The sequence below is a fragment of the Bradyrhizobium sp. CCBAU 51765 genome (assembly GCF_015291725.1).
GTDB lineage: Bacteria > Pseudomonadota > Alphaproteobacteria > Rhizobiales > Xanthobacteraceae > Bradyrhizobium > Bradyrhizobium liaoningense.
Map to the genome: position 1 here is coordinate 8,306,649 of NZ_CP030038.1, position 19,768 is coordinate 8,326,416.

Sequence of the window (19,768 nt, forward strand, 5' to 3'; positions counted from 1 at the left end):
TCTGCCTTTCACATCACGCCCGCAGGATGCGCCCGGCCACCGCATCGAGCTTCTTCAGAAGCTCCGGATCGCGCGCCTCGGGCGCCGTGATCAGCGCCGTGTCGAGCGCACGGTCCGAACCGATCGGGCATGGCTCGTGCTCGCGCGGAAATTCCTTGGCCAGCCGCGCCACCAAGGCCTTGGCCTTATCGGCGTTGGACGTCAGCACGCGGATGATGTCCTGGACGGTGACGGCGTCGTGATCGGGATGCCAGCAGTCGAAATCAGTCACCATCGCGACGGTGGCGTAGCAGATCTCCGCCTCGCGCGCGAGCTTCGCCTCGGGCATGTTGGTCATGCCGATCACGGAATAACCTGATGTCTTGTAGGTCATGCTTTCTGCGTAAGTGGAGAATTGCGGCCCCTCCATGCAGACATAAGTGCCGCCGCGCGCGACCGCGATGCCCTCGGCTTCGGCCGCCGCCGCGAGATGGATGCGCAGCCGCGGCGAGACCGGATGCGCCATCGACACATGCGCGACGCAGCCGCGGCCGAAGAACGAGCTCTCTCGCTTGTAGGTACGGTCGACGAACTGGTCGACAAGAACGAAAGTCCCGGGCGGCAGTTCCTCCCTGAAGGAGCCGCAGGCCGAGAGCGAGATCAGGTCGGTGACGCCGGCCCGCTTCAGCACGTCGATATTGGCGCGATAATTGATGTCGGAGGGGGAGAGCCGGTGGCCCTTGTCATGCCGCGGCAGGAACACGATCGGCAGGCCGGCGATGGAGCCGCGCCGCAAGGGTGCAGACGGCTCGCCCCAGGGGCTCTTGATCACCTCTTCGCGCGCACCCTCGAGGCCCGGGAGGTCATAGATGCCCGAGCCGCCGATGATACCCAATACCGCCTGCGTCATGCCTGCTCCAACCTGTCCGCCATGTGTGACATGGTTAAGCTATGCCAGCTTTGCGGCGGTTTTGAAACGGGGCTGGAGGGGCGATGCCGATGGTGTGAGGGGCCAATGGCCGCACACTCGGTGTCGTCCCTGCGAACGCAGGGACGACACCTGTGGTCTTGACTAGGCCGCGGTCGCCGGCTGCAGCTGGGTCGCGATCATCCGCTCCAGCGTCTCGACGGACTGGAAATTCTCCGGCGTGATCTCGGACTGCGGAATGGTGAAATCGAACTCGGCTTCGACGCCGAGCATCAGATTGACCATGTCCATCGACGTCAGGCCGACATCAACGAGCTTGGCGGAAGACGTGACGTCTGCGATGAGTAAATTCTGTTCGAGGATGCCCTTCACCAGCTTGATGATGCGATTGCGCACGTCGGTATTGAAGGCCTGCATCGGCAAATTCCCATCTGTCTAACGAGGTCGGACCGGACTGCCGGCTACGATGGGCACGGCTTGCCGGTCCTGCAATGGGCGTCACCAATACTTCGCGTTTCTTAGTAAACGATGACTCAGATTGTCCGGAATTCAGGCATCTTCCAGAGTCCTAACGCGATGCTGGGAAATCCGGTGATGCAAACAACCGGCCCTTAACTGTTCGTCCGGAATTGGGCTTTGTTTACCCTCTATTTCATCGACGAATTTGAATTAAATCCGTAGCCTCGTCTCACAAGCAAAGATGGCCGGAGGATCACCGGCGGCATCGCGAATGATGCCGGCGATCCCGAACGGCAAAACGGAGGCGGACGAGCATGAACGTGCGTGAAGCGGTCCTTACTGTCGATGAGATGCAGACGAGCTTCCTCGAGCAGGGCCCCTCCCTGATCGAGCGCGCCGCCCGGACCGCCGCCGCTGCTGCGGCCGACGCAGACGGGGTCGACCGCGACGCCCGTTTCCCGCACAAGGCGTTCGAGGTCGCACGCGAGCAGAAGCTGCTCGGCGTGATGGTTCCGGTCGAGTTCGGCGGCTTCGGCGCTTCGATCCATGACGTCACCGACATCTGCTACACGCTCGGACGCGCCTGCGCGTCCACCGCGATGATCTACGCGATGCACCAGACCAAGGTCGCCTGCATCATCAGGCACGGCCATGGCATTCCCTGGATGGAGACCATGATGCGCCGGGTCGCCCGCGACCAATGGCTGCTCGCCTCCTCCACCACTGAGGGCCAGAACGGCGGCAACATCCGCGCCAGCGCCGCCGCGGTCGATCATGCCGGCGACACCGTCTCGCTGACGCGCGACGCCACCGTGATCTCGTACGGCGCCGAAGCCGATGGCCTCGTCACCATCGCCCGCCGCGCCACCGATGCCGTCGCCTCCGACCAGGTGCTGCTGGCGCTCGCCAAGGACGATTATTCGCTGAAGCGGACGCTGGGCTGGGAAACGCTCGGCATGCGCGGCACCTGCTCGACCGGATTCGAGCTGAAGGTCGACTGCCCCGCAGACCGCGTGTTCCCTGAAGCCTACGACAAGATCCACGCCCAGACCATGACGCCGTTCGCGCATCTGTGCTGGTCGTCGGTCTGGGCCGGCATTGCCGCTGCGGCCGTGACCCGCGCGCAGGCCTTCATCCGCAAGGCGGCGCGCTCCTCGGGTGGACAAATGCCGCCGGCCGCGGCGCATTTCACCGCCGCCAAGATGTCGCTGGCCAAACTCCGCGCGCTGATCGCCGCCAACATCGATGCTTTTGCCGTCGCCGAGCATGACGAGCGTGCGCTGAGCTCGCTCGACTTCCAGTCCTCCATCACGCTGCTGAAGGTGCAGGCCTCCGAGCTCGCGGTCGAGACCGTGATGCATGCGATGCGCACCGCGGGTCTTTCCGGCTACCGCAACGACGGCGAGTTCACCATGGGCCGCCATCTGCGCGACGTGCTGTCGTCGCCGATCATGATCAACAACGACCGCATCTTGGCCAACGCTGCGACGTCGACGCTGATGAGCGGAGTGCCGGCGAGCCTCCGCGACTGAAATGCCTCGGCGGCTGAATCAACAAGAACAATTTTGAGATAGCAGGACATCGAACCATGAACATTGCCGTCCTCCCCGACTCGCCCGCCACCGCGCCGCAGATGATTGATCCGCTCGATCATCTCGCCGACAAGCTGTTTCACCGCATGGGCGCCGACGGCGTCTACGCCCGCACCGCGCTCTATGAGGGCATCGTCGAGAAGCTTGCCGCGCTGATCACCAGCCATCGCGAGACCGGCACCGAAGTGATGCGCTTCCCGCCGGTGATGAGCCGCGCCCAGCTGGAGAAATCCGGCTATCTCAAGAGCTTTCCGAACCTGCTCGGCTGCGTCTGCGGCCTGCACGGCACCGAGCGCGAGATCAATGCCGCGGTGAGCCGCTTCGACGCCGGCGGCGACTGGACGACCTCGCTGTCCCCCGCCGATCTCGTGCTGTCACCCGCCGCCTGCTATCCGGTCTACCCGATCGCGGCGAGCCGTGGCCAATTGCCGAAGGGCGGCCTGCGCTTCGACGTCGCGGCGGATTGCTTCCGCCGCGAGCCGTCGAAGCATCTCGACCGGCTGCAATCGTTCCGGATGCGCGAATATGTCTGCATCGGCAGTCCCGAGGACGTCGCCGATTTCCGCGAGCGCTGGATGGTGCGCGCGCAGGCGATCGCCCGCGATCTCGGCCTCACCTTCCGCGTCGACTACGCCAGCGATCCTTTCTTCGGCCGGGTCGGCCAGATGAAGGCGGTGAGCCAGAAGCAGCAGCAGCTCAAGTTCGAGCTCCTTATCCCGCTGCGCTCGGAAGAGCAGCCGACCGCCTGCATGAGCTTCAATTATCACCGCGAGCATTTCGGCACGACCTGGGGAATCCAGGACGCCAACGGCGAGCCGGCCCATACCGGCTGCGTTGCCTTCGGCATGGACCGTCTGGCCGTCGCCATGTTCCACACCCACGGCACGGATCTTTCCGCCTGGCCGGCGAAGGTGCGGGACGTCCTGGGCTTGCAGCCGCATGTCGCGGCCGAGGCTCATGGCGAAGGCTGGCGCTAAGGTAAGAGGTCGACCATTTCCACGGGCAAGACGAGCGTGATCCATACCAAGGTCCGATGCCGCGAGATCACCGAGTCCGACGTCGAGAGGATCGCGGACCTGCTGACGCGCGGCTTCGTGGGACGTTCGCGCGAATACTGGGTTGAGGGCCTGCGCCGGCAGGCCTTCCGGCCCGTGCCGGAGGGCTATCCGCGCTTCGGCTACATGCTCGACGACGGCGGCACGCCGGTCGGCGTGCTGCTCTTGATCTACACGGCGCGCAAGGACGGCGAAGAGACCGCCATCCGATGCAACCTGTCGAGCTGGTATGTCGACCCGGCCTACCGCAACTACGCCCCGCTACTGACCAAGATCGCCCAGCGGCACAAGGACGTCACGTATTTCAACATCAGCCCGGCGCCGTGGACCTGGCCGATCATCGAGACGCAGGGCTTTCGCGCCTATTGCCGCGGCATATTCTTCTCGGTCCCTGCGCTGTCGCGCGCGCCGCGCTGGAGCGCGATCGAGGTCATCCCGCCACACGCCAAAGAGATCAAGGGGCTCTCCGACACCGAGGCCGAGCTCCTGACGCGGCATGCGCGCTACAATTGCCTCAGCCTCGTCTGCCGCACGCCGAAGGGAACGTTCCCCTTCATCCTGCAACCGGTTCGCATCCGCCGCGGCTTTATCGCACCGCCCGCGATGAAGCTGATCTATTGCCGAAGTGCCGAGGAGTATGCCGAATGCGCCGGCCGCATCGGCCGGTTGCTGCTGCGGCTCGGCAAGATCTCGGTGGCCGTCGATTCCAATGGCCCGATTCCCGGCCTCGTCGGTCTCTATACCGAACGGCGCGGCCGCAAATACTTCAAGGGCCCGCACCGGCCGCAGCTCGGCGATCTGACGGATACGGAGCTTGTGCTGTACGGGCCTTAGGGCAGCGCTCGGCCCTGTAGCCCGCATGAGCGCAGCGACATGCGGGAACGGTCGCCCCGAATCTCGCTCCGCGCATCCGGCTACAGGCTATCGCCTTGTCGGCTGGCCATTTGCGCACGCTCTCACCATCGCCGGTCACCCTCCGTAAACTACAGCGCTTAAGGGAATTTTCCGGCCTCATCGCTACCCTCGGCGGCTGAATTAGGTTGCATCAAGTCTATTGCCTGCCGAGGTCCCGCCGAGCCCATGATGTCGACCCGCGACAACGAGCCTGGTGCACGCCGCGAGCAGGGCCCGGACGCCCTGGTCGTCCTGAGCCAGCTTGCGCTCGACCACATGGAGCAGGGCGTCTGCGTCTACGACGTCGACAACCGGATCGTGCTGGTGAACCAGCGCTATCTCACGCTGTTCGACATGTCGGCCGAGATCGTGCGGGTCGGCACGAGCTACCGAGAGGTGCTCGCGCACAGCGCGAGGCGCGGCAACTTTCCGCAAGACGAGCTCGACGCGTTGTATTCGGCGCGGATCGCGCAGATCGCCGCCGGCAAGCCGTTCCGGACCGAGCAGCGGCTTGCGAGCGGCCTCGTCATGTCGCTCGATCTGAAGCCACTCCCCGGCGGCGGCTGGATGACGATCTGCGACGATGTCAGCCGCCTCGCCCGGCTCGAAGCGGAATTGCGCTTGCAGACCGAGCGCAGCCAGCACGCCCTCGCCAACATGTCGCACGGCCTCATCATGTACGACGTCGACAGCCGCGTCGTCGTCTGCAACGAACGGTTCCTGAAGCTCTACGACCTCGATCCCGAGATCGTGAAGCCGGGCGTTCCGCATTGCACGGTGATCGAGCACTGGATGTCGCGCGGCAACCTGCCGGGCATGTCGAACGACGAATTTTACGAAAGCCGGCTGGAAGATGTGCGCCGCAGGAAGGCGAAGACCCTGCTGGTGATGCGTTACGACGGACGGATGGTCCAGGCGGTCTCCCGCTTCCTGCCCGACGGCGGCTGGGTGACGGTGCACGAGGACGTCACGGAGCGGCTGCAATACGAGGAAACGCTGAGGCAGCAGAACTTCATCCTCGATGCGGCGCTGGAGAACATGGCGCACGGCCTCGCCTTCTACGACAGCGACATGCGGCTTCGGGTCTGCAACGCCACCTACCGCAAGATCTACCGGCTGTCGCCGGAGGAGACCAGGCCCGGCACGCATCTCGCCGAGCTGATCGAACGTTCGATGGCGAAAGGTGCATTCTCCTCCGAATACAGTCCGCAACAGCTCCTCGAAGCCGCCTGCACGAGCATTGCGAAGCGCGATTCCTCGCCAATGCGCCGGCGCATGGCGAACGACACCGTGGTGTCGGTGCGCTACTGCGCACTCGCCGAGGGCGGCTTCGTCGCCACCTATGAGGACATCACCGAGCGCGAGCACGCGGTCGAGGAGCTGAGCGAGCAATATCGGCGCTTCGACGCTGCACTGAACAACATGAGCCAGGGCCTATGCATGCTCGATTCGAGCCTGCGCGTGATCGTCTGCAACCGCCGTTATCTCGAGATGTACGGACTGTCGCCGGAGATCGTGAAGCCCGGCGTCTCGATGCGAGAGATTATGGAGTACGGCTGCGAGCTCGGCATCCATCCGAACATGACCGGCGCCAGGCTCTATGCCGACTATGTCGAGAGGTTGCGCGAGGGCGAGCACACGTTGCACCGGCACCTGAGCGACGGCCGCATCATCAAGCTCAATCACAAGCGGATGGAGCACGGCGGCTGGGTCGTCACCTACGAAGACGTCACCGAGCGTCACAAGGCCCAGGCCCGGGTGGCGCATATGGCGCAGCACGATTCGCTCACCGACCTGCCCAACCGCACGCTGTTCCGCGAGAAGATGGGCGAGGGGCTGAACCAGGTCGCGATCGCCGGCGGCGCCATGGCCGTGCTGTGCTTCGACCTCGACAACTTCAAGACCGTCAACGATCGTCTCGGCCATGCCGCGGGCGACCGATTGCTGCGCTGGGTCGCAGCGCGCCTGAAGGAGAATGTCGGCGAGCACGATACCGTCGCGCGCCTCGGCGGCGACGAGTTCGCCATCCTCCAGCGCGGACCGCAGCCGCAATCGGCCGAGGAGCTCGCCCGCCGCCTCGTCGACATCATCGGTCATCCGCCGCCATTGGAGAGCCAGTCGATCCATGTCGGCGTCTCCGTCGGCATCGCGATCGCACCCGACCATGGGCTCGATGCCGACGAGCTGATGAAATGCGCCGACCTCGCGCTGTACCAAGCCAAGGCCAGGGGGCGCGGAGCCTTTCAGCTGTTCGAGCCCGAGATGGAGGAAGAGGCGCGCAGCCGGCACGCGTTGGAGCAGGATCTGGCCGGTGCGCTCGAACGACATGAATTCCACCTGGTGTTTCAACCGCAGATGCGGCTCGACTCCTGCGAGCTCACCGGCTTCGAGGCACTGCTGCGCTGGAAACATCCCTCGCGCGGCTTCGTCTCTCCGGCCGAGTTCATTCCGATTGCGGAGGAGAACGGGCTGATCGTACCGATCGGCGAATGGGTGCTGCGCACGGCCTGCGCGGCCGCCACGTCCTGGCCCGATGTCACCGTTGCGGTGAACCTGTCGCCGGTGCAATTCCGCTCCCGCGGACTGGTGGCGATGGTCACAAGCGCGCTTGCAGAAGCTGGCCTGCCGCCGCAACGGCTCGAGCTAGAGGTCACGGAGACGGCGCTGCTCGATGACAGCGAGGCGACGATCGAGATCCTGCACCAGCTCCGCACGTTAGGGGTGCGCGTCAGCCTCGACGATTTCGGCGTCGGCTATTCCTCGCTGAGCTATTTGCGCAAGTTTCCCTTCGACCGCATCAAGATCGACCGCTCCTTCGTCGGCACGCTCGGCGAAAGCCCGGAGAGCGTTGCCATCGTCCGAACGATCGCAAGCCTCGGCTCCGTGCTCGGCGTCGAGACCACGGCGGAGGGGGTGGAGACCGAGGAACAGCTCGATTTCGTTCGCGAATGCGGCTGCACTGCCGTGCAGGGCTATTATTTCGGCAAGCCCTGTCTCGCATCGGAGGTCGGCCGCACCATCGAGAGGCTGAACATGGTCCGGCGCGTGGCCTGACGGCTTCTCCCCCTCAAATTCCGCCTCTCGGCACGCGGCCGAACGACGAATTGTCGCATGTGCCGGTTCTGCCGGCATGGCCCAATCGATGGCCGCGCGCGGTCCGCGCAATGCGCTTTTCTTCTCCCTCGATTTCAGGAACAATCGCCTCACAAGAACAAGAGGCGGCGACCCAAAGGGGCCGCTGCGAGGGAGGCGTTTCGATGTCGGGATACGTGCTGAAGACGATCGCATTTGCCGCGGCGTACGCTGTCATGGGCGCATTGTTCCCCACTGCCGCCAGTGCGCAGGACTATCCGAGCAAGCCGATCACGTTGATCGTGCCATGGCCGGCCGGCGGATCGACCGATATCTCGATGCGCGCGATTGCCGACAGCGCCTCGAAGATCCTGGGTCAGCCGATCGTGATCGACAACAAGGCCGGCGGTGGCGGCACGGTGGGACCGGCGACCATGGCCGCGGCCGCGAAGCCTGACGGCTATACCATCTCGCAGATCCCGATCACGGTGTTCCGCCTGCCGCTGATGCAGGAGGTATCGTGGGATCCGGCGAAGGACTTCAGCTACATCGTCCATCTCACCGGCTACACTTTCGGCGTCACGACCAGTGCGGAGTCGCAGTTCAAGAGCTGGAAGGACGTAGTGGAGTTCGCAAAGGCCAACCCGGGCAAGGTGACCTACGCCACGCCGGGCGCCGGCACCTCGCTGCATATCGGCATGGAGCAGATCGCTGCGATGTCCGGCATCAAGCTGACCCAGGTCCCTTTCAAGGGCGGCGCAGAGACCAACGCGGCCGTGCTGGGACAGCACACCATGCTTCAAGCCGATTCGACGGGATGGCGGCCGCTGGTGGACGCCGGCAAGCTGCGGCTCCTGATGGTGTGGACCGGCGCACGCTCGCCGAACTATCCCGATGTGCCGACGCTGAAGGAGCTCGGCTATCCCATGGTGTACGATTCCCCGTTCGGCATAGCCGGCCCGAAGGGCATGGATCCCAAGATCGTCGCCAAGCTGCACGATGCCTTCAAGAAGGCGATCGACGACCCGGCAGTCGTGGCGACGCTCGCCAAATACGACATGGTTCCGAACTACAAGAACACCGAGGACTACAAGAAGTTCGTCGTCGAGGTCACGGCCTCCGAGCGCAAGGTGATCGAGACGCTCGGGCTTGCGAAGAAGTAGAGCTGAGCTACTTACGCGTCCCGGACGCGGTGCAGCGCTTCTTCAGCGCTGCACCGCAAAGCCGGGCCCCACCTTTTTCCTAACTTCATGGGCCCCCGGCTCGGCAGCGCATCACCATAGCGCGTTGAAGACGCGCGTGAACGCACTTACGGTGCTGCGCCGCGTCCGGGGCACGAGAGGGAATCGATGAGCAACCAAACGAACGTCAAGCTCCGCCTCAGCAATTCTGAGCTCTGGGGCGGACTGATCGGGCTCGCGCTTGGCGGCTTCGTGATCTGGTCGGGCTTGAAGCTCAGGCTCGGCACCATCAACGATCCCGGTTCGGGCTACGTGCTGTTCTATACAGGCATCCTGATGTGCGTGTTCGCAGGCGCCATCATCGTCTCGGCGGTCACCGAGGGCGGTCCGACACTGGCCTCGCGCTGGGAGAATGTGCGCTGGAGCAAGCCGCTTCTCGTCATCGCCTGCCTCACTGCATTCTCGTTCGCGCTGGAGCCGCTGGGATTCCTGTTGTCGTCGATTCCGCTGATGCTGCTGCTGTTGCGGCTGATCGATCCGGTGCGCTGGACGTTGGCGGTCCCGATCGCCGTGCTGGTGCCATCTGGCATGTGGTGGGTGCTCAAGCGGCTGCTGTTGATCCAGTTGCCCTCAGGCCTGTTCGGGATCGGTTGATCGCATGGATACGCTCGTCAATGTGGCCCATGGATTCGGCGTCGCGCTGCTGCCGATCAACCTGCTCTACTGCTTCATCGGCGTCTTCATCGGCACGCTGGTCGGCGTGCTGCCGGGCATCGGGCCGATCTCGGCAATGTCGCTGCTGCTGCCCGTGACGCTGTCGGGGACACCGGAATCCGGCATCATCATGATGGCCGGCATCTATTACGGCTCGATGTATGGCGGCTCGACCACCTCGATCCTGGTCAACATCCCCGGCGAGGCGGCCTCCGTCGTCACCTGCATCGACGGTCACCAGATGGCGAAGCAGGGCCGTGCGGGCCCCGCCCTCGGCATCTCCGCTTTCGGCTCCTTCGCCGCGGGCACGTTTGCGCTGATCGCCCTGATGCTGGTGGCGCCGAAGCTTGCCAGCATTGCCATCGCCTTCGGCCCGGCCGAGTATTTCAGCCTGATGGCGCTCGGCCTCGTCGTGCTCACCTTCCTCACCCAGGGATCGATGCCGAAGGCACTGCTGATGGCGTGCATCGGTGTCGTGCTCGGGCTGGTCGGGCTCGACAGCATCACCGCGCAGCCGCGGCTGACCTTCGGCCGCATGGAATTGATCGACGGCATCGGCCTCGTGCCCGTCGTGATGGGCCTGTTCGGCGTCGCCGAAGTGCTGCTCAACACCGAGCAGGCCATCAAGCGCGACATCATCAACACCAGGATCACCCATCTCCTGCCCAGCAAGGAGGACTGGAAGGCCAGCGCAGGTCCGGTCGGCCGCGGCACGATCCTCGGCTTCTTCCTCGGCATCCTGCCGGGCGGCGGCGCGGTGGTCGCGTCCTTCGCCTCCTATGCGCTGGAGAAGCGGCTGTCGAAGACGCCCGAGCGTTTCGGGCAAGGCGCGATCGAAGGCGTCGCGGGACCGGAATCGGCGAACAATGCCGCGGCGGGCGGGGCCTTCATTCCGCTGATGACGCTCGGCATCCCGCCGAATGTGGTGATGGCGCTGCTGCTCGGGGCCTTCGTCATTCACGGGCTGCAGCCGGGACCGTTGCTGATCACGCAGAACCCCGGCCTGTTCTGGGGCATCGTCGCCAGCATGTATATCGGCAACGTCATGCTGCTAATCCTGAACCTGCCGATGATCGGCATGTGGGTGCAGCTGCTCAAGCTGCCCTACAACATCCTGTTTCCCCTGATCATCCTGTTCACGATCCTCGGCGTCTATTGCTCGAGCAACAACGTGTTCGACGTCCATGTGATGATCGCGTTCGGGATCATCGGCTATTTCATGCGCAAGCTCGGCTATGAGCCGGCGCCGCTCGTGCTCGCCTTCGTGCTGGGGCCGATGATGGAGAATAATCTGCGCAAGTCGCTGATCCTGTCGCAAGGCGATCTTTGGACCTTCGTGCAGCGGCCGATCTCGGGGGTGTGCCTGACGCTGGCGCTCGTGCTGCTGATCGCGCCGCTGCTGCCGTCGCTGCGCAAGAAGCGCGAGCTGGTGGCGCTGGATGAAGGGGCGTGAGGAGATCTCGTAGAGACTGGTAGGGTGGGCAAAGCAAAGCGTGCCCACCATTTCTTTCTCCGATCGCGGCGAGAATGGTGGGCACGGCGCAAGCGCGCCTTTGCCCACCCTACGATATCTCAGATCGCCGCAGGCAGCACATTCTCCGGCGCGCGCCACGGCCGCTCGGCCGAGGCGAGCCCGATCAGGCGGCCCTGGATGTAGTCGCAGCCCCACTCACGCAGCATGCCTGCGGCTTCCTCGTCCTGCACCCATTCGGCGACCGTCTTGATGTCGAGGCGGCGGGCGAGGTCGATCAGGGTCTGCACGAAGGCGCGGTCATCGGCGGAGCGGGTGATGTTCTGCACGAAGGCGCCGTCGATCTTCACGATATCCACGCCGAGCTTGCGCAGGTTTCGGAACGAGGTGTAGCCGGCACCGAAATCGTCGATGGCGATGCGGCTGCCGAAATTCTTCAGCCGCGTGACGAAGCCGCGGACGTCGTCGATGTCCTGAATCGCGACCGTCTCCGTGATCTCGACGATCAGCCGTTCGGCAACGCCGGGATGCGCCAGCATCAGCGACTCGATCCCCGCCCACCAGTCCGGATCCATGGTCGTATCCGGCGAGATGTTGAGGCTGAGGCTGATGCCAGGCGCAGCAGCGAGTTCGGCGACCACGAGCTCGAGCACGCGGTGATCGACCAGGCGGATCAGGCCGAGCCGCTCGGCGACCGGCACGATGTCCGGCGCGAGCAGCACCTGGCCATCGCCCTGGTCCATCCGCACCAGGCACTCGTGGAAGGCGCGTTCGCGCGAGCTGGCCGAGACCACCGGCTCATAGGCGAGCTTGATGCGGCGCTCGTTCAGCGCGGTGACGATCTCGTCGGTGACGCGGATGTTGACCCGGCGCTGCGCGTCGCGCGCGGCATCCGGGCGCCACGCGGCGAACGAGCCGGCGCGGCGGCGCTTAGCGGCATCCAGCGTTTCATGGGCGCGGTTGACCGCTTCATCGGTGTTTCGGGCATAGCGCGGCAGGCTGACCGCGCCGATCGAGGCGGTGACCGAGACCGGGCCGGATTTCGTCGGCACCACCTCGTCGCGGATGCCGGTGAGGAAACGCTCGGCGGCGACGTTCATGTCGTCGACGGTACAGTTCTTCAGGATCAGGCCGAACTTGTTGCCGGAGAAGCGCCCGAGCACGTCGCCGCCCCGCAGGCGCGTACGAATGCGCTTGGCGACATCCAGGATCACGGCGTCGGCGACGTCGAAGCCGAAGGCGTCGTTGACGCGGGCGAGATGATCGATGCCGACCAGCATGAAGGCCGCGGTCGAGCGGAAGCGGGTCGTCTCCTCGATCGCCTCGGCCAGTGCCGCCAGCAGATGGGAACGGTTGAGCTCGCCGGTCAGGGGATCGAGCCTGGCCAGCTTGGCCAGCTCCTCGTCGCGGGCGTGGCGCTCATTGTTGATGCGGACGGAGCCGATCGCACGTGTGGGGCGACCATCGGGGCCCGCGAACCAGCGGCCGGTCTCCTCGACCCAGATCACGGGATCGGAGGCGCTCATGCGCACGCCGTACTCGACCCGGTAAGGCGTACCGCCGGCGCCGTGCACGGCGGAGGTCTGCGCCAGGGCCGCGGTCCGCAGCGTTTGCGCAGGCTCGATCAGCTTGGCGAATTCGGCGCCGGTCGCGAGCCGCTCGGCCGGGATGCCGGGAAAGATGCTGGCGACCTGCTCGCCCCAGACGATGGCATCGCTGGCGATGTCCCAGACGAACACGGCCTGGCCGAGCGCGGCGAGGATGTCGGAGGCTTGCGGCAATGCGGGAGTCAAAATCGCCTCGTTCTGGGACAGTGGAGAAGTCCTGAGCCGGCACAGGATAGAGCCAGATTCGCCCCCGACCCTAGGCAAAGTTGATAAACAATTTGGAAACCACGTTTCCCGGACGTGGGGAACCAAACCGGCCCGCGCGGCATAGGCCTTGCGAGTACAGGACTCGCACCGGCGCCTGCGTCCCGAAACGCGACAATCTCGCCGGATCAACGGTGATTGCGATGTTGAGTACCGATCGATCGGACGCGGCTGAGAACGGCGCAGGCACAGCCCTGGTGCCGCTGATGCCGACGTTGCAGTGGGTTCACAAGGCGCCGCTGCCCCGCCCCGATCCGAGCTTCGTCACCCAGCTCATCGCCAACGCCGAACATCTGTCCCAGACCAGCCGGCTCCGCCGAGCCTCGTCCGAAGACGCGAGGACGGCCTATGGCAGCAAGCGGCCATTGGGAAGCGTCAGCGCGCGGACGCGGCAGGTGGCGTAAACCGCCTTATGGGGCAATTTTCGCCTCACGTTCGCTGCGCCTCTCCCCGCCTGCGGAAGAGGTCGACGCGCTCGGTCAGCGTGGCGGCGCGTCAGGGGACGACGGCGAGCCGTTGCCCGGCTGAAGATGGGGCGAGGAAATTTCCGGCGAGGATGAGCCCTGCACCGGCTTTGGCGCAGGATGATCCATCAGCACGGATTCGGCGACGGATTGCGCCGAGGGTGCGGGCGGCGCCACCGGCGCCGGCTGAGGCGCAATCACCGGCTCGAACCTGGAGGCGGCCTCCGCATCATCCGCCGGCGCTTCACCCCTGCGCTTGGCCTTGCGTGGCGCCGGCACCGTCGTCTCGGCGACATAGGTGACGCGGCGACGCGTGCGCTGGGCAATGCCGGCGAAGAAGTCCGCCATCGCGAGCAGCACCAGCAGGAAAAAGGTGGAGTTGCCGAATTTGGGCCACATCACGAATTCGGCTGCGGCCGCCCCGAAGACGATCAGCGACAGCAAATGATCCATCAGGAATTTCGAGCCCGGCCGCGCACCCTTGACCACCTCGAGCAGCAGCAGCACCACGCCGAGCGCGAGCAGCAGATCGGCGAGGGTGACCGGCCAGCTCTCGCCCGTGATCATCGGTACATTGAACAGCACGTCCGAGAAGGACACGCTGGGCATCAGGAAGGCGATGATGTTGTAGACCGCGAGCGGAATCAGAAGCAGCGGGAAACCGACCATCGGCGAGATGCCTTCTCGATCAAGATATCCGGACAGAGCAATGCAGCGGCGAAGCCTTTGCTCCGCCGCCGTCACCGTCTAGCTCATGGGTTGGCCGAAATCACGCGGGTTCAATCATCCCGCCTGAGGAAAGGTCCTGCCTTCAGGACTCTTTCTTCTTCAGGACCTGACGGCCCTTGTACATGCCGGTCTTGAGGTCGAGATGGTGCGGACGACGGAGCTCGCCGGAGTCCTTGTCTTCCACATAGGTCGGCTTCTTGATGGCGTCAGCCGAGCGGCGCATGCCGCGGCGCGACGGCGAGGTTTTTCTTCTCGGAACGGCCATTTCAATATCCTCTAGGGATTGGTGTCATCAGGGCATCGTCCACGGAGGGACGGCTCAGCACCCGCAATACGAGGCGAGCTGAATGCCGATCAAGGCCGCGCTTATAGAGGAAGGCTGGCCGTAAAGCTAGGCTCTTGGGCCGGAAAATGCGCCCGGAATGGGCCAGAATCAGCGATTTTCGCGCCAGCAGGTCGCAAGCGAGCTCGCCTGCCCCCGCGCCATATAGGTTGCCGCCAGCCGCCGGACGCCCGGCCCGGGGGTCCTGGCGCTGCGTTTGACCGGATTCGGCAGGATCGAGGCCAGAAGGGCTGCCTCCCGCGGGGAAAGGCTGGCGGCCGATTTGCCAAAGGCATAGGCGCTGCCTGCCTCGACGCCAAACTGGCCCTGCGGACCGAACTCGGCGATGTTGAGGTAAATCTCCAGGATCCGCGGCTTGGGCAGGACGAGATCGATCCAGAGCGCCAGCGGGAATTCCAGCGCCTTGCGAACGAAATCCCGCCCCTGCCAGAGGAACAGGTTTTTCGCCACCTGCTGGGTGATCGTGGAGGCGCCCCGGAACGGGGTGCCATCCTCCTGCGCGTCGTCGATCGCCTCGCGCAACGCGCCCCAGTCGATGCCGTGATGCTTGCAGAAATGGGCATCCTCGGCCGCCACCACGGCGCGCGGCAGATAGGGCGACATGTCAGCCAGATCGATCCACGTCCGCTGCATCGGCGCGCCCCGGAGCGAACGCCAGGCCATCAGCGTCGAAACCGGATGGCCGGTGCGGTAGAACGGCGCGATCACATAGGGCGCGAGAGCCGCGACCACGAGCGCCAGGAGAAGGATTTTGACGATGCGCAAGTCGACCTTTCCGACGCAAAATGAAACGAGGCCCACGGCTGAGCCATTAAGTCTGTGATAATCCGGGCCTTTTCCAGCTCTTTTTAGCCCTTCCAAACGATTGACTGGCGCGGGCGCATAAAGGATTGTCCGGCCGAATTTTAGTTCTGGAGCCCTACTTGATGACCGGCACGTCCCCGTCCGATTTCGCCAAACGTCTGGACAAGACCGCTGATGACACCGAGGCCCTGCTCGGGCGGCTATTGTCGGACGATATCCTGCACGACGAGATCGCCCGGCCCAAGCGACTGATGGACGCAATGCGCTATTCGAGCCTGAATGGCGGCAAGCGTCTGCGGCCGTTCCTGGTGGTCGAAAGCGCCGCCGTGTTCGGCGTCCCGCGCGAGGCGGCCCTGCTCGCCGGCGCGGCGCTCGAATGCATCCACTGCTATTCGCTCATCCATGACGACCTGCCGGCGATGGACAATTCGGACCTGCGCCGCGGCCGCCCCACCCTGCACAAGAAGACCGATGACGCCACCGCGATCCTCGCCGGCGACGGCCTGCTGACGCTCGCCTTCGACATCATCACCCGCGACGAGATCCATCGCGACGCCAATGTGCGGCTGCTCTTGACGCGTGCGCTGGCGCGCTGCGCCGGCATCGGCGGCATGGTCGGCGGCCAGATCCTCGACCTCGCCGGCGAAGGCCGTTTCGGCGGCAACGAGCCGATCGACGTCGCCCGCATCCAGCAGATGAAGACCGGCGCGCTGCTGCGCTACGGCTGCATCGCCGGCGCGATCCTCGGCCAGGCCTCGCAAAAGGAATATCAGGCGCTCGACGATTACGGCCGCGCGCTCGGCGAGGCCTTCCAGATCGCCGACGATCTGCTCGACGTCGAAGGCGATGCGGCCGCGCTCGGCAAGCCCTCCGGCCAGGACGCAGCCCTCGGCAAGACCACCTTCGTCACTCAGCTCGGTATCGAAGGCGCCAAGCAGCGCGTGCGCGATTTGCTCGCGCGCGCGGACAACGCAGTGTCGATCTTCGGCGACCGCGCAGCCGTGCTGCAGGCCGCCGCGCGATTCGTCGCCGAGCGGAAAAACTAGCGCGCGCCGATGGCGGCCGGCGGCAAAGAGGATCCCGTTCTTGTCCGCTTCCGCCAGATGTCGCGGCCGATGCGGCTGCTCTATGCACGGCCGCGGACGTTCATTGCGCTCGCTGTCGGCGTCCTCGTCTGCCTGCTTCTGCCGGGCACGCATCGGCTGGTGACGCGGCTCCTGTTCGGATGGGACGCGCTGATCGCGGTCTATCTCGGGCTGGTCTATGCGATGATGCTCTGCAACGACCACCGGCACATCCGTCGCGCCGCCGCGATGCAGGACGACGGCCGATTCGTGATCCTGCTCGTCACGGCGACCGGTGCCTTCGCCAGCATCGCGGCAATCGTCTCCGAGCTGGGCACGCCGCAGCGCGGCGGCCTGGAGCTCACGATCGCGATCATCACCATCGTACTGTCATGGGCTGCGGTGCACACGACCTTCGCGCTGCACTACGCGCATGATTATTATCGCGACGGTACGGCAGGTGGCCTGCAGTTTCCGAGCGGCGACAAGGAAGACCATGCCGACTATTGGGATTTCGTCTATTTCTCCTTCGTGATCGGCATGACTGCGCAGGTCTCCGACGTCGGCATCACCGACAAGACCATTCGCCGCACCGCGACGGCGCACGGCATCGTGTCCTTTATCTACAACACGGCGTTGCTGGCGCTGACGGTGAACATCGCGGCGAGCGCGATCTCGAAATAATCCGTCGTCCCGGCCCTCGCCGGACGATCCAGAAACCAGCGGTCAGTAACACACCTCGACGTTGGGGTCGTTGCCGGGGCCGCCGCCGCCGCGATATTCGAGACGGCAACCGCGATGGACCGGACGACAACCGGTGTTATTGCAGTAGACCTGCCCGCGACTCGTCGCGCGGCCGGCGGCAGCGGCAGCAATGCCGGCAGCGGCACCATAGCCGCCCGCCGCCCCGCCAGACTGACGACGCTGCCGTGCGGGGCGCTCGTCGTCGCGTTTCGCGGTCGCAGGCTTGGCCGGCTTGGCCGCACGCTGCTTCTCGCATTCATTGTCATCGTTGACCGCATAGCCCTCGCGGCAGACGATCCTGGTGCATTTGTCGCCATCAGCCTTGAAGCCGTGCTCGCATACCAGAGGACAAACGCGAGACTGCCTGGCCTTGACCGTATCGAGCGCGTCGGTGCTTGCCACCGTCACGTCGAGCCTGGTGCCGGCATAGCGGTTGAACTGCGACAGCGATCGCCGCGAGGACGTATTCCAGTTGCCGTCGACCTGCCCGGAGAAACACCCGACGCGGCCCAGCTCGGTCTGCACCGAGCGGTTGAGATCGGCCAGCGCGGTCGCCGGGGTCAACGAGGCGACGTTGGTGCCGGCGGGGCTTGCGTTGCTGGCCGGCGCAGCGCTCGGGGCCGCAGCCGCGAGATTGACGCGCTGCTGCTCGGCGGCGGCGGCCTGCTGCTGCGCCTGCTCCTTGGCTTTCCGGGCGGCAAGCTGTGCCTGCTCGGCGGCCTTCGCATCGGCCGCAGCCTTGGCCTGCGCCTCCTTCTGCGCGCCGAGCGCAGCAAGACGATCGCGCTCGGCCTCGGCCTGCTTCGCCTTCTCGATAGCCGCCGCATGAGCCTGCTCGGCGCCAATCTTCTCGAGCTGGAGCTTGGCGAGGCTCGCGTAGAAGCCGTCGGGATGCCGAGCGAGGAACGCTTCCCACGCCAGCCCGTTGCCGACCTGGAGCGCGAGCTCATAGTCACGGCGGATATCAGCCTGGGGATTCGCCGCAGGCGCGACGGCGGCCACCTTGACCGGCACCAGCGGCACGTCCTCGCCACCGAGCGAACCGTAGACGAACGGCTCCTGCTTGTTGCCCGTCGATTTGAGCACGTCGTCACGCACGAAGCCGAAGGCGCGGCGGACGTCGAGGCCCGGCGTCGTCAGATGCTTCGACAGCGCGACCGTGAACGGGCTGTTGGCACCGTCGCCGTCCTGCGCCGTGAACCCGGCCTTGGCCGAATAGGCAATCAACGTGTTGGGGCTGCTCGGCTCGACCTGGGCCAGACCACGACCGATGCCGCGCGCGGCAATCGTACGCTTCATCCTCTTGCCGAAGGGATTGTCGCGGCAGGCATCGAGGATCACCAGGCGGAGCCGCTTTGCAGGCTCGACCGCGACCAGGACACGGTCGAGCGTGAGCGCCTCGTCGTACACATCGGTGTCGCGCTCGAGCCTGGCGTCGACGGGAATCAGGTAGTTCGCGCCCTCGACCTCGATGCCGTGGCCGGCATAGTAGACCACGGCGATATCGGCATCCCGGGCCGCGTCGGCGAAGTCGCGCAGCACGCGCCGCATATCCGGCGCCGGCAGGTCGTGCCGGGACTCGACGAGATCGAAGCCCGCCTCCCTCAGCGTCTTCGTCATGACCACCCCGTCATTGACGGGATTGGCAAGCGAGGGCGCGTGCTGATAGGCCGAATTGGCGAGCACCAGCGCGACGCGCTTCCCGGCCAAAGCGGGCCCGGCACCGAACAGCAGGCCGAGGACGACCAAAAGCGGACAAAGTCTGAGCAAACTGCGCATGACACGACTTCCGATGGTTCCGGGCCGCTCGGGCCCTTTGGGACCAATTAGCAACATACCGCTGGCTTGTGATGGAGGTCACGAAGGGGATGCCGACGACAGGCCGAAGGCCCCTTTGTTTGTCGCGCCACCGTGGTCGCGGTTCGCCGACGAATGGCCGCGCGGTCCGGGCTCCCTCAGACAACCCCGATGTGCCCCCGATATTGCGGCAGATTGTCCGTGATCTCGTGCCAGGACGCCTTCGAGCCGACGAAAATATGGGCGCTGGGCCGGATCGAGGGGGCGTCGACCAGGGTGCCCATGGCGACATGGACCCATTGTCCTTCACGCACCCGGGAATAGAGCAGCGAGCCGCAGCGGGCACAATGCGCATCATGGGTGGTATCGTCGCCGAAAATCATCCGCTGGTCCTCTCCGCGGACGATGCGGAGCTTGTCTTGCGCGATGCCGGCGAACGGCTTGAAAGCGGCTCCGGTGGTGCGACGGCAGTTCGAGCAGTGGCAGTTCATCGCATAGGAGAACGCATCCGCCACTTCAAAGCGCACGGCGCGGCAATAGCATTCGCCGGCGAGGATACGAGCGTTCGAACTGTCTGATCCGGTCATGACGATTGCCTTCCCGCAAG

Annotated in this window: 18 protein-coding genes; 10 read left to right on the forward strand and 8 right to left on the reverse strand. The window is 65.2% G+C overall.

Annotation, left to right across the window (positions count from 1 at the left end; translation table 11 throughout):
- Nucleotides 1-13: 13 nt before the first annotated feature.
- Nucleotides 14-889, reverse strand: coding sequence for an S-methyl-5'-thioadenosine phosphorylase (locus XH96_RS38485; protein ID WP_194390434.1), 876 nt, complete (start codon nt 887-889; stop codon nt 14-16).
- Between the two features lie 162 nt (nt 890-1,051).
- Nucleotides 1,052-1,324, reverse strand: coding sequence for a phosphopantetheine-binding protein (locus XH96_RS38490; protein ID WP_194390435.1), 273 nt, complete (start codon nt 1,322-1,324; stop codon nt 1,052-1,054).
- Between the two features lie 356 nt (nt 1,325-1,680).
- Between XH96_RS38490 and XH96_RS38495 the strand changes: the two genes are divergently transcribed.
- The 7 genes from XH96_RS38495 to XH96_RS38525 all read left to right on the forward strand — a co-directional run bounded on the left by XH96_RS38495 (nt 1,681) and on the right by XH96_RS38525 (nt 11,327).
- On the forward strand, nt 1,681-2,898 hold the full coding sequence (locus tag XH96_RS38495; protein WP_194390436.1) for an acyl-CoA dehydrogenase family protein: 1,218 nt from the start codon (nt 1,681-1,683) through the stop codon (nt 2,896-2,898).
- A 56-nt stretch (nt 2,899-2,954) separates the two neighbouring features.
- Complete coding sequence (locus tag XH96_RS38500; RefSeq protein WP_194390437.1) at nt 2,955-3,935, forward strand: amino acid--[acyl-carrier-protein] ligase; 981 nt, start codon at nt 2,955-2,957, stop codon at nt 3,933-3,935.
- A gap of 36 nt (nt 3,936-3,971) precedes the next feature.
- The gene (locus tag XH96_RS38505; protein WP_194390438.1) at nt 3,972-4,847 is read left to right on the forward strand and encodes an acyl-CoA acyltransferase; all 876 of its coding nucleotides are present in this window, start codon (nt 3,972-3,974) and stop codon (nt 4,845-4,847) included.
- A gap of 246 nt (nt 4,848-5,093) precedes the next feature.
- The gene (locus XH96_RS38510; RefSeq protein WP_194390439.1) at nt 5,094-7,961 is read left to right on the forward strand and encodes a PAS-domain containing protein; all 2,868 of its coding nucleotides are present in this window, start codon (nt 5,094-5,096) and stop codon (nt 7,959-7,961) included.
- Between the two features lie 203 nt (nt 7,962-8,164).
- Nucleotides 8,165-9,142: a tripartite tricarboxylate transporter substrate binding protein gene (locus XH96_RS38515; RefSeq protein ID WP_194390440.1), complete on the forward strand. Its 978-nt coding sequence runs from the start codon at nt 8,165-8,167 to the stop codon at nt 9,140-9,142.
- Between the two features lie 186 nt (nt 9,143-9,328).
- Nucleotides 9,329-9,814, forward strand: a complete 486-nt coding sequence (locus XH96_RS38520; RefSeq protein WP_194390441.1) for a tripartite tricarboxylate transporter TctB family protein — start codon at nt 9,329-9,331, stop codon at nt 9,812-9,814.
- A gap of 4 nt (nt 9,815-9,818) precedes the next feature.
- Nucleotides 9,819-11,327, forward strand: coding sequence for a tripartite tricarboxylate transporter permease (locus XH96_RS38525; RefSeq protein WP_194390442.1), 1,509 nt, complete (start codon nt 9,819-9,821; stop codon nt 11,325-11,327).
- Nucleotides 11,328-11,446: 119 nt separating this feature from the next.
- Here the strand turns inward: XH96_RS38525 and XH96_RS38530 are convergent, their stop codons facing one another.
- Entirely contained in the window at nt 11,447-13,138 is a 1,692-nt protein-coding gene (locus tag XH96_RS38530) for a bifunctional diguanylate cyclase/phosphodiesterase (RefSeq protein WP_194390443.1), read from the reverse strand.
- A gap of 221 nt (nt 13,139-13,359) precedes the next feature.
- Here XH96_RS38530 and XH96_RS38535 point away from each other — a divergent pair, with 221 nt between their 5' ends.
- The gene (locus tag XH96_RS38535; RefSeq protein WP_194390444.1) at nt 13,360-13,620 is read left to right on the forward strand and encodes a hypothetical protein; all 261 of its coding nucleotides are present in this window, start codon (nt 13,360-13,362) and stop codon (nt 13,618-13,620) included.
- A gap of 75 nt (nt 13,621-13,695) precedes the next feature.
- Here the strand turns inward: XH96_RS38535 and XH96_RS38540 are convergent, their stop codons facing one another.
- The 3 genes from XH96_RS38540 to mtgA all read right to left on the reverse strand — a co-directional run bounded on the left by XH96_RS38540 (nt 13,696) and on the right by mtgA (nt 15,517).
- Entirely contained in the window at nt 13,696-14,349 is a 654-nt protein-coding gene (locus tag XH96_RS38540) for a hypothetical protein (protein ID WP_194390445.1), read from the reverse strand.
- Between the two features lie 142 nt (nt 14,350-14,491).
- Nucleotides 14,492-14,674 (reverse strand): 50S ribosomal protein L32, encoded by a 183-nt coding sequence (rpmF, locus tag XH96_RS38545; RefSeq protein ID WP_007598106.1) that lies wholly within the window; start codon nt 14,672-14,674, stop codon nt 14,492-14,494.
- Between the two features lie 168 nt (nt 14,675-14,842).
- Nucleotides 14,843-15,517: a monofunctional biosynthetic peptidoglycan transglycosylase gene (gene mtgA / locus XH96_RS38550; protein WP_194390446.1), complete on the reverse strand. Its 675-nt coding sequence runs from the start codon at nt 15,515-15,517 to the stop codon at nt 14,843-14,845.
- Nucleotides 15,518-15,678: 161 nt separating this feature from the next.
- On the opposite strand from mtgA, the gene XH96_RS38555 reads away from it, so the two are divergent.
- Complete coding sequence (locus XH96_RS38555; protein WP_194390447.1) at nt 15,679-16,602, forward strand: polyprenyl synthetase family protein; 924 nt, start codon at nt 15,679-15,681, stop codon at nt 16,600-16,602.
- Between the two features lie 9 nt (nt 16,603-16,611).
- Nucleotides 16,612-17,304, forward strand: coding sequence for a DUF1345 domain-containing protein (locus XH96_RS38560; protein ID WP_194390448.1), 693 nt, complete (start codon nt 16,612-16,614; stop codon nt 17,302-17,304).
- Between the two features lie 42 nt (nt 17,305-17,346).
- Here the strand turns inward: XH96_RS38560 and XH96_RS38565 are convergent, their stop codons facing one another.
- Both XH96_RS38565 and XH96_RS38570 read right to left on the reverse strand, forming a co-directional pair.
- On the reverse strand, nt 17,347-19,143 hold the full coding sequence (locus tag XH96_RS38565) for a caspase family protein (RefSeq protein ID WP_194390449.1): 1,797 nt from the start codon (nt 19,141-19,143) through the stop codon (nt 17,347-17,349).
- 176 nt (nt 19,144-19,319) lie between these two features.
- Nucleotides 19,320-19,748, reverse strand: a complete 429-nt coding sequence (locus tag XH96_RS38570) for a GFA family protein (protein ID WP_194390450.1) — start codon at nt 19,746-19,748, stop codon at nt 19,320-19,322.
- Nucleotides 19,749-19,768 lie beyond the last annotated feature (20 nt).

Coding starts and splice junctions, on each gene's coding strand:
- XH96_RS38485 (WP_194390434.1), bottom strand. CDS start 889: ATGACGCAGGCGGTATTGGGTATCATCGGCGGCTCGGGCATCTATGAC.
- XH96_RS38490 (WP_194390435.1), bottom strand. CDS start 1,324: ATGCAGGCCTTCAATACCGACGTGCGCAATCGCATCATCAAGCTGGTG.
- XH96_RS38495 (WP_194390436.1), top strand. CDS start 1,681: ATGAACGTGCGTGAAGCGGTCCTTACTGTCGATGAGATGCAGACGAGC.
- XH96_RS38500 (WP_194390437.1), top strand. CDS start 2,955: ATGAACATTGCCGTCCTCCCCGACTCGCCCGCCACCGCGCCGCAGATG.
- XH96_RS38510 (WP_194390439.1), top strand. CDS start 5,094: ATGATGTCGACCCGCGACAACGAGCCTGGTGCACGCCGCGAGCAGGGC.
- XH96_RS38515 (WP_194390440.1), top strand. CDS start 8,165: ATGTCGGGATACGTGCTGAAGACGATCGCATTTGCCGCGGCGTACGCT.
- XH96_RS38520 (WP_194390441.1), top strand. CDS start 9,329: ATGAGCAACCAAACGAACGTCAAGCTCCGCCTCAGCAATTCTGAGCTC.
- XH96_RS38525 (WP_194390442.1), top strand. CDS start 9,819: ATGGATACGCTCGTCAATGTGGCCCATGGATTCGGCGTCGCGCTGCTG.
- XH96_RS38535 (WP_194390444.1), top strand. CDS start 13,360: ATGTTGAGTACCGATCGATCGGACGCGGCTGAGAACGGCGCAGGCACA.
- XH96_RS38540 (WP_194390445.1), bottom strand. CDS start 14,349: ATGGTCGGTTTCCCGCTGCTTCTGATTCCGCTCGCGGTCTACAACATC.
- rpmF (WP_007598106.1), bottom strand. CDS start 14,674: ATGGCCGTTCCGAGAAGAAAAACCTCGCCGTCGCGCCGCGGCATGCGC.
- XH96_RS38555 (WP_194390447.1), top strand. CDS start 15,679: ATGACCGGCACGTCCCCGTCCGATTTCGCCAAACGTCTGGACAAGACC.
- XH96_RS38560 (WP_194390448.1), top strand. CDS start 16,612: ATGGCGGCCGGCGGCAAAGAGGATCCCGTTCTTGTCCGCTTCCGCCAG.
- XH96_RS38565 (WP_194390449.1), bottom strand. CDS start 19,143: ATGCGCAGTTTGCTCAGACTTTGTCCGCTTTTGGTCGTCCTCGGCCTG.
- XH96_RS38570 (WP_194390450.1), bottom strand. CDS start 19,748: ATGACCGGATCAGACAGTTCGAACGCTCGTATCCTCGCCGGCGAATGC.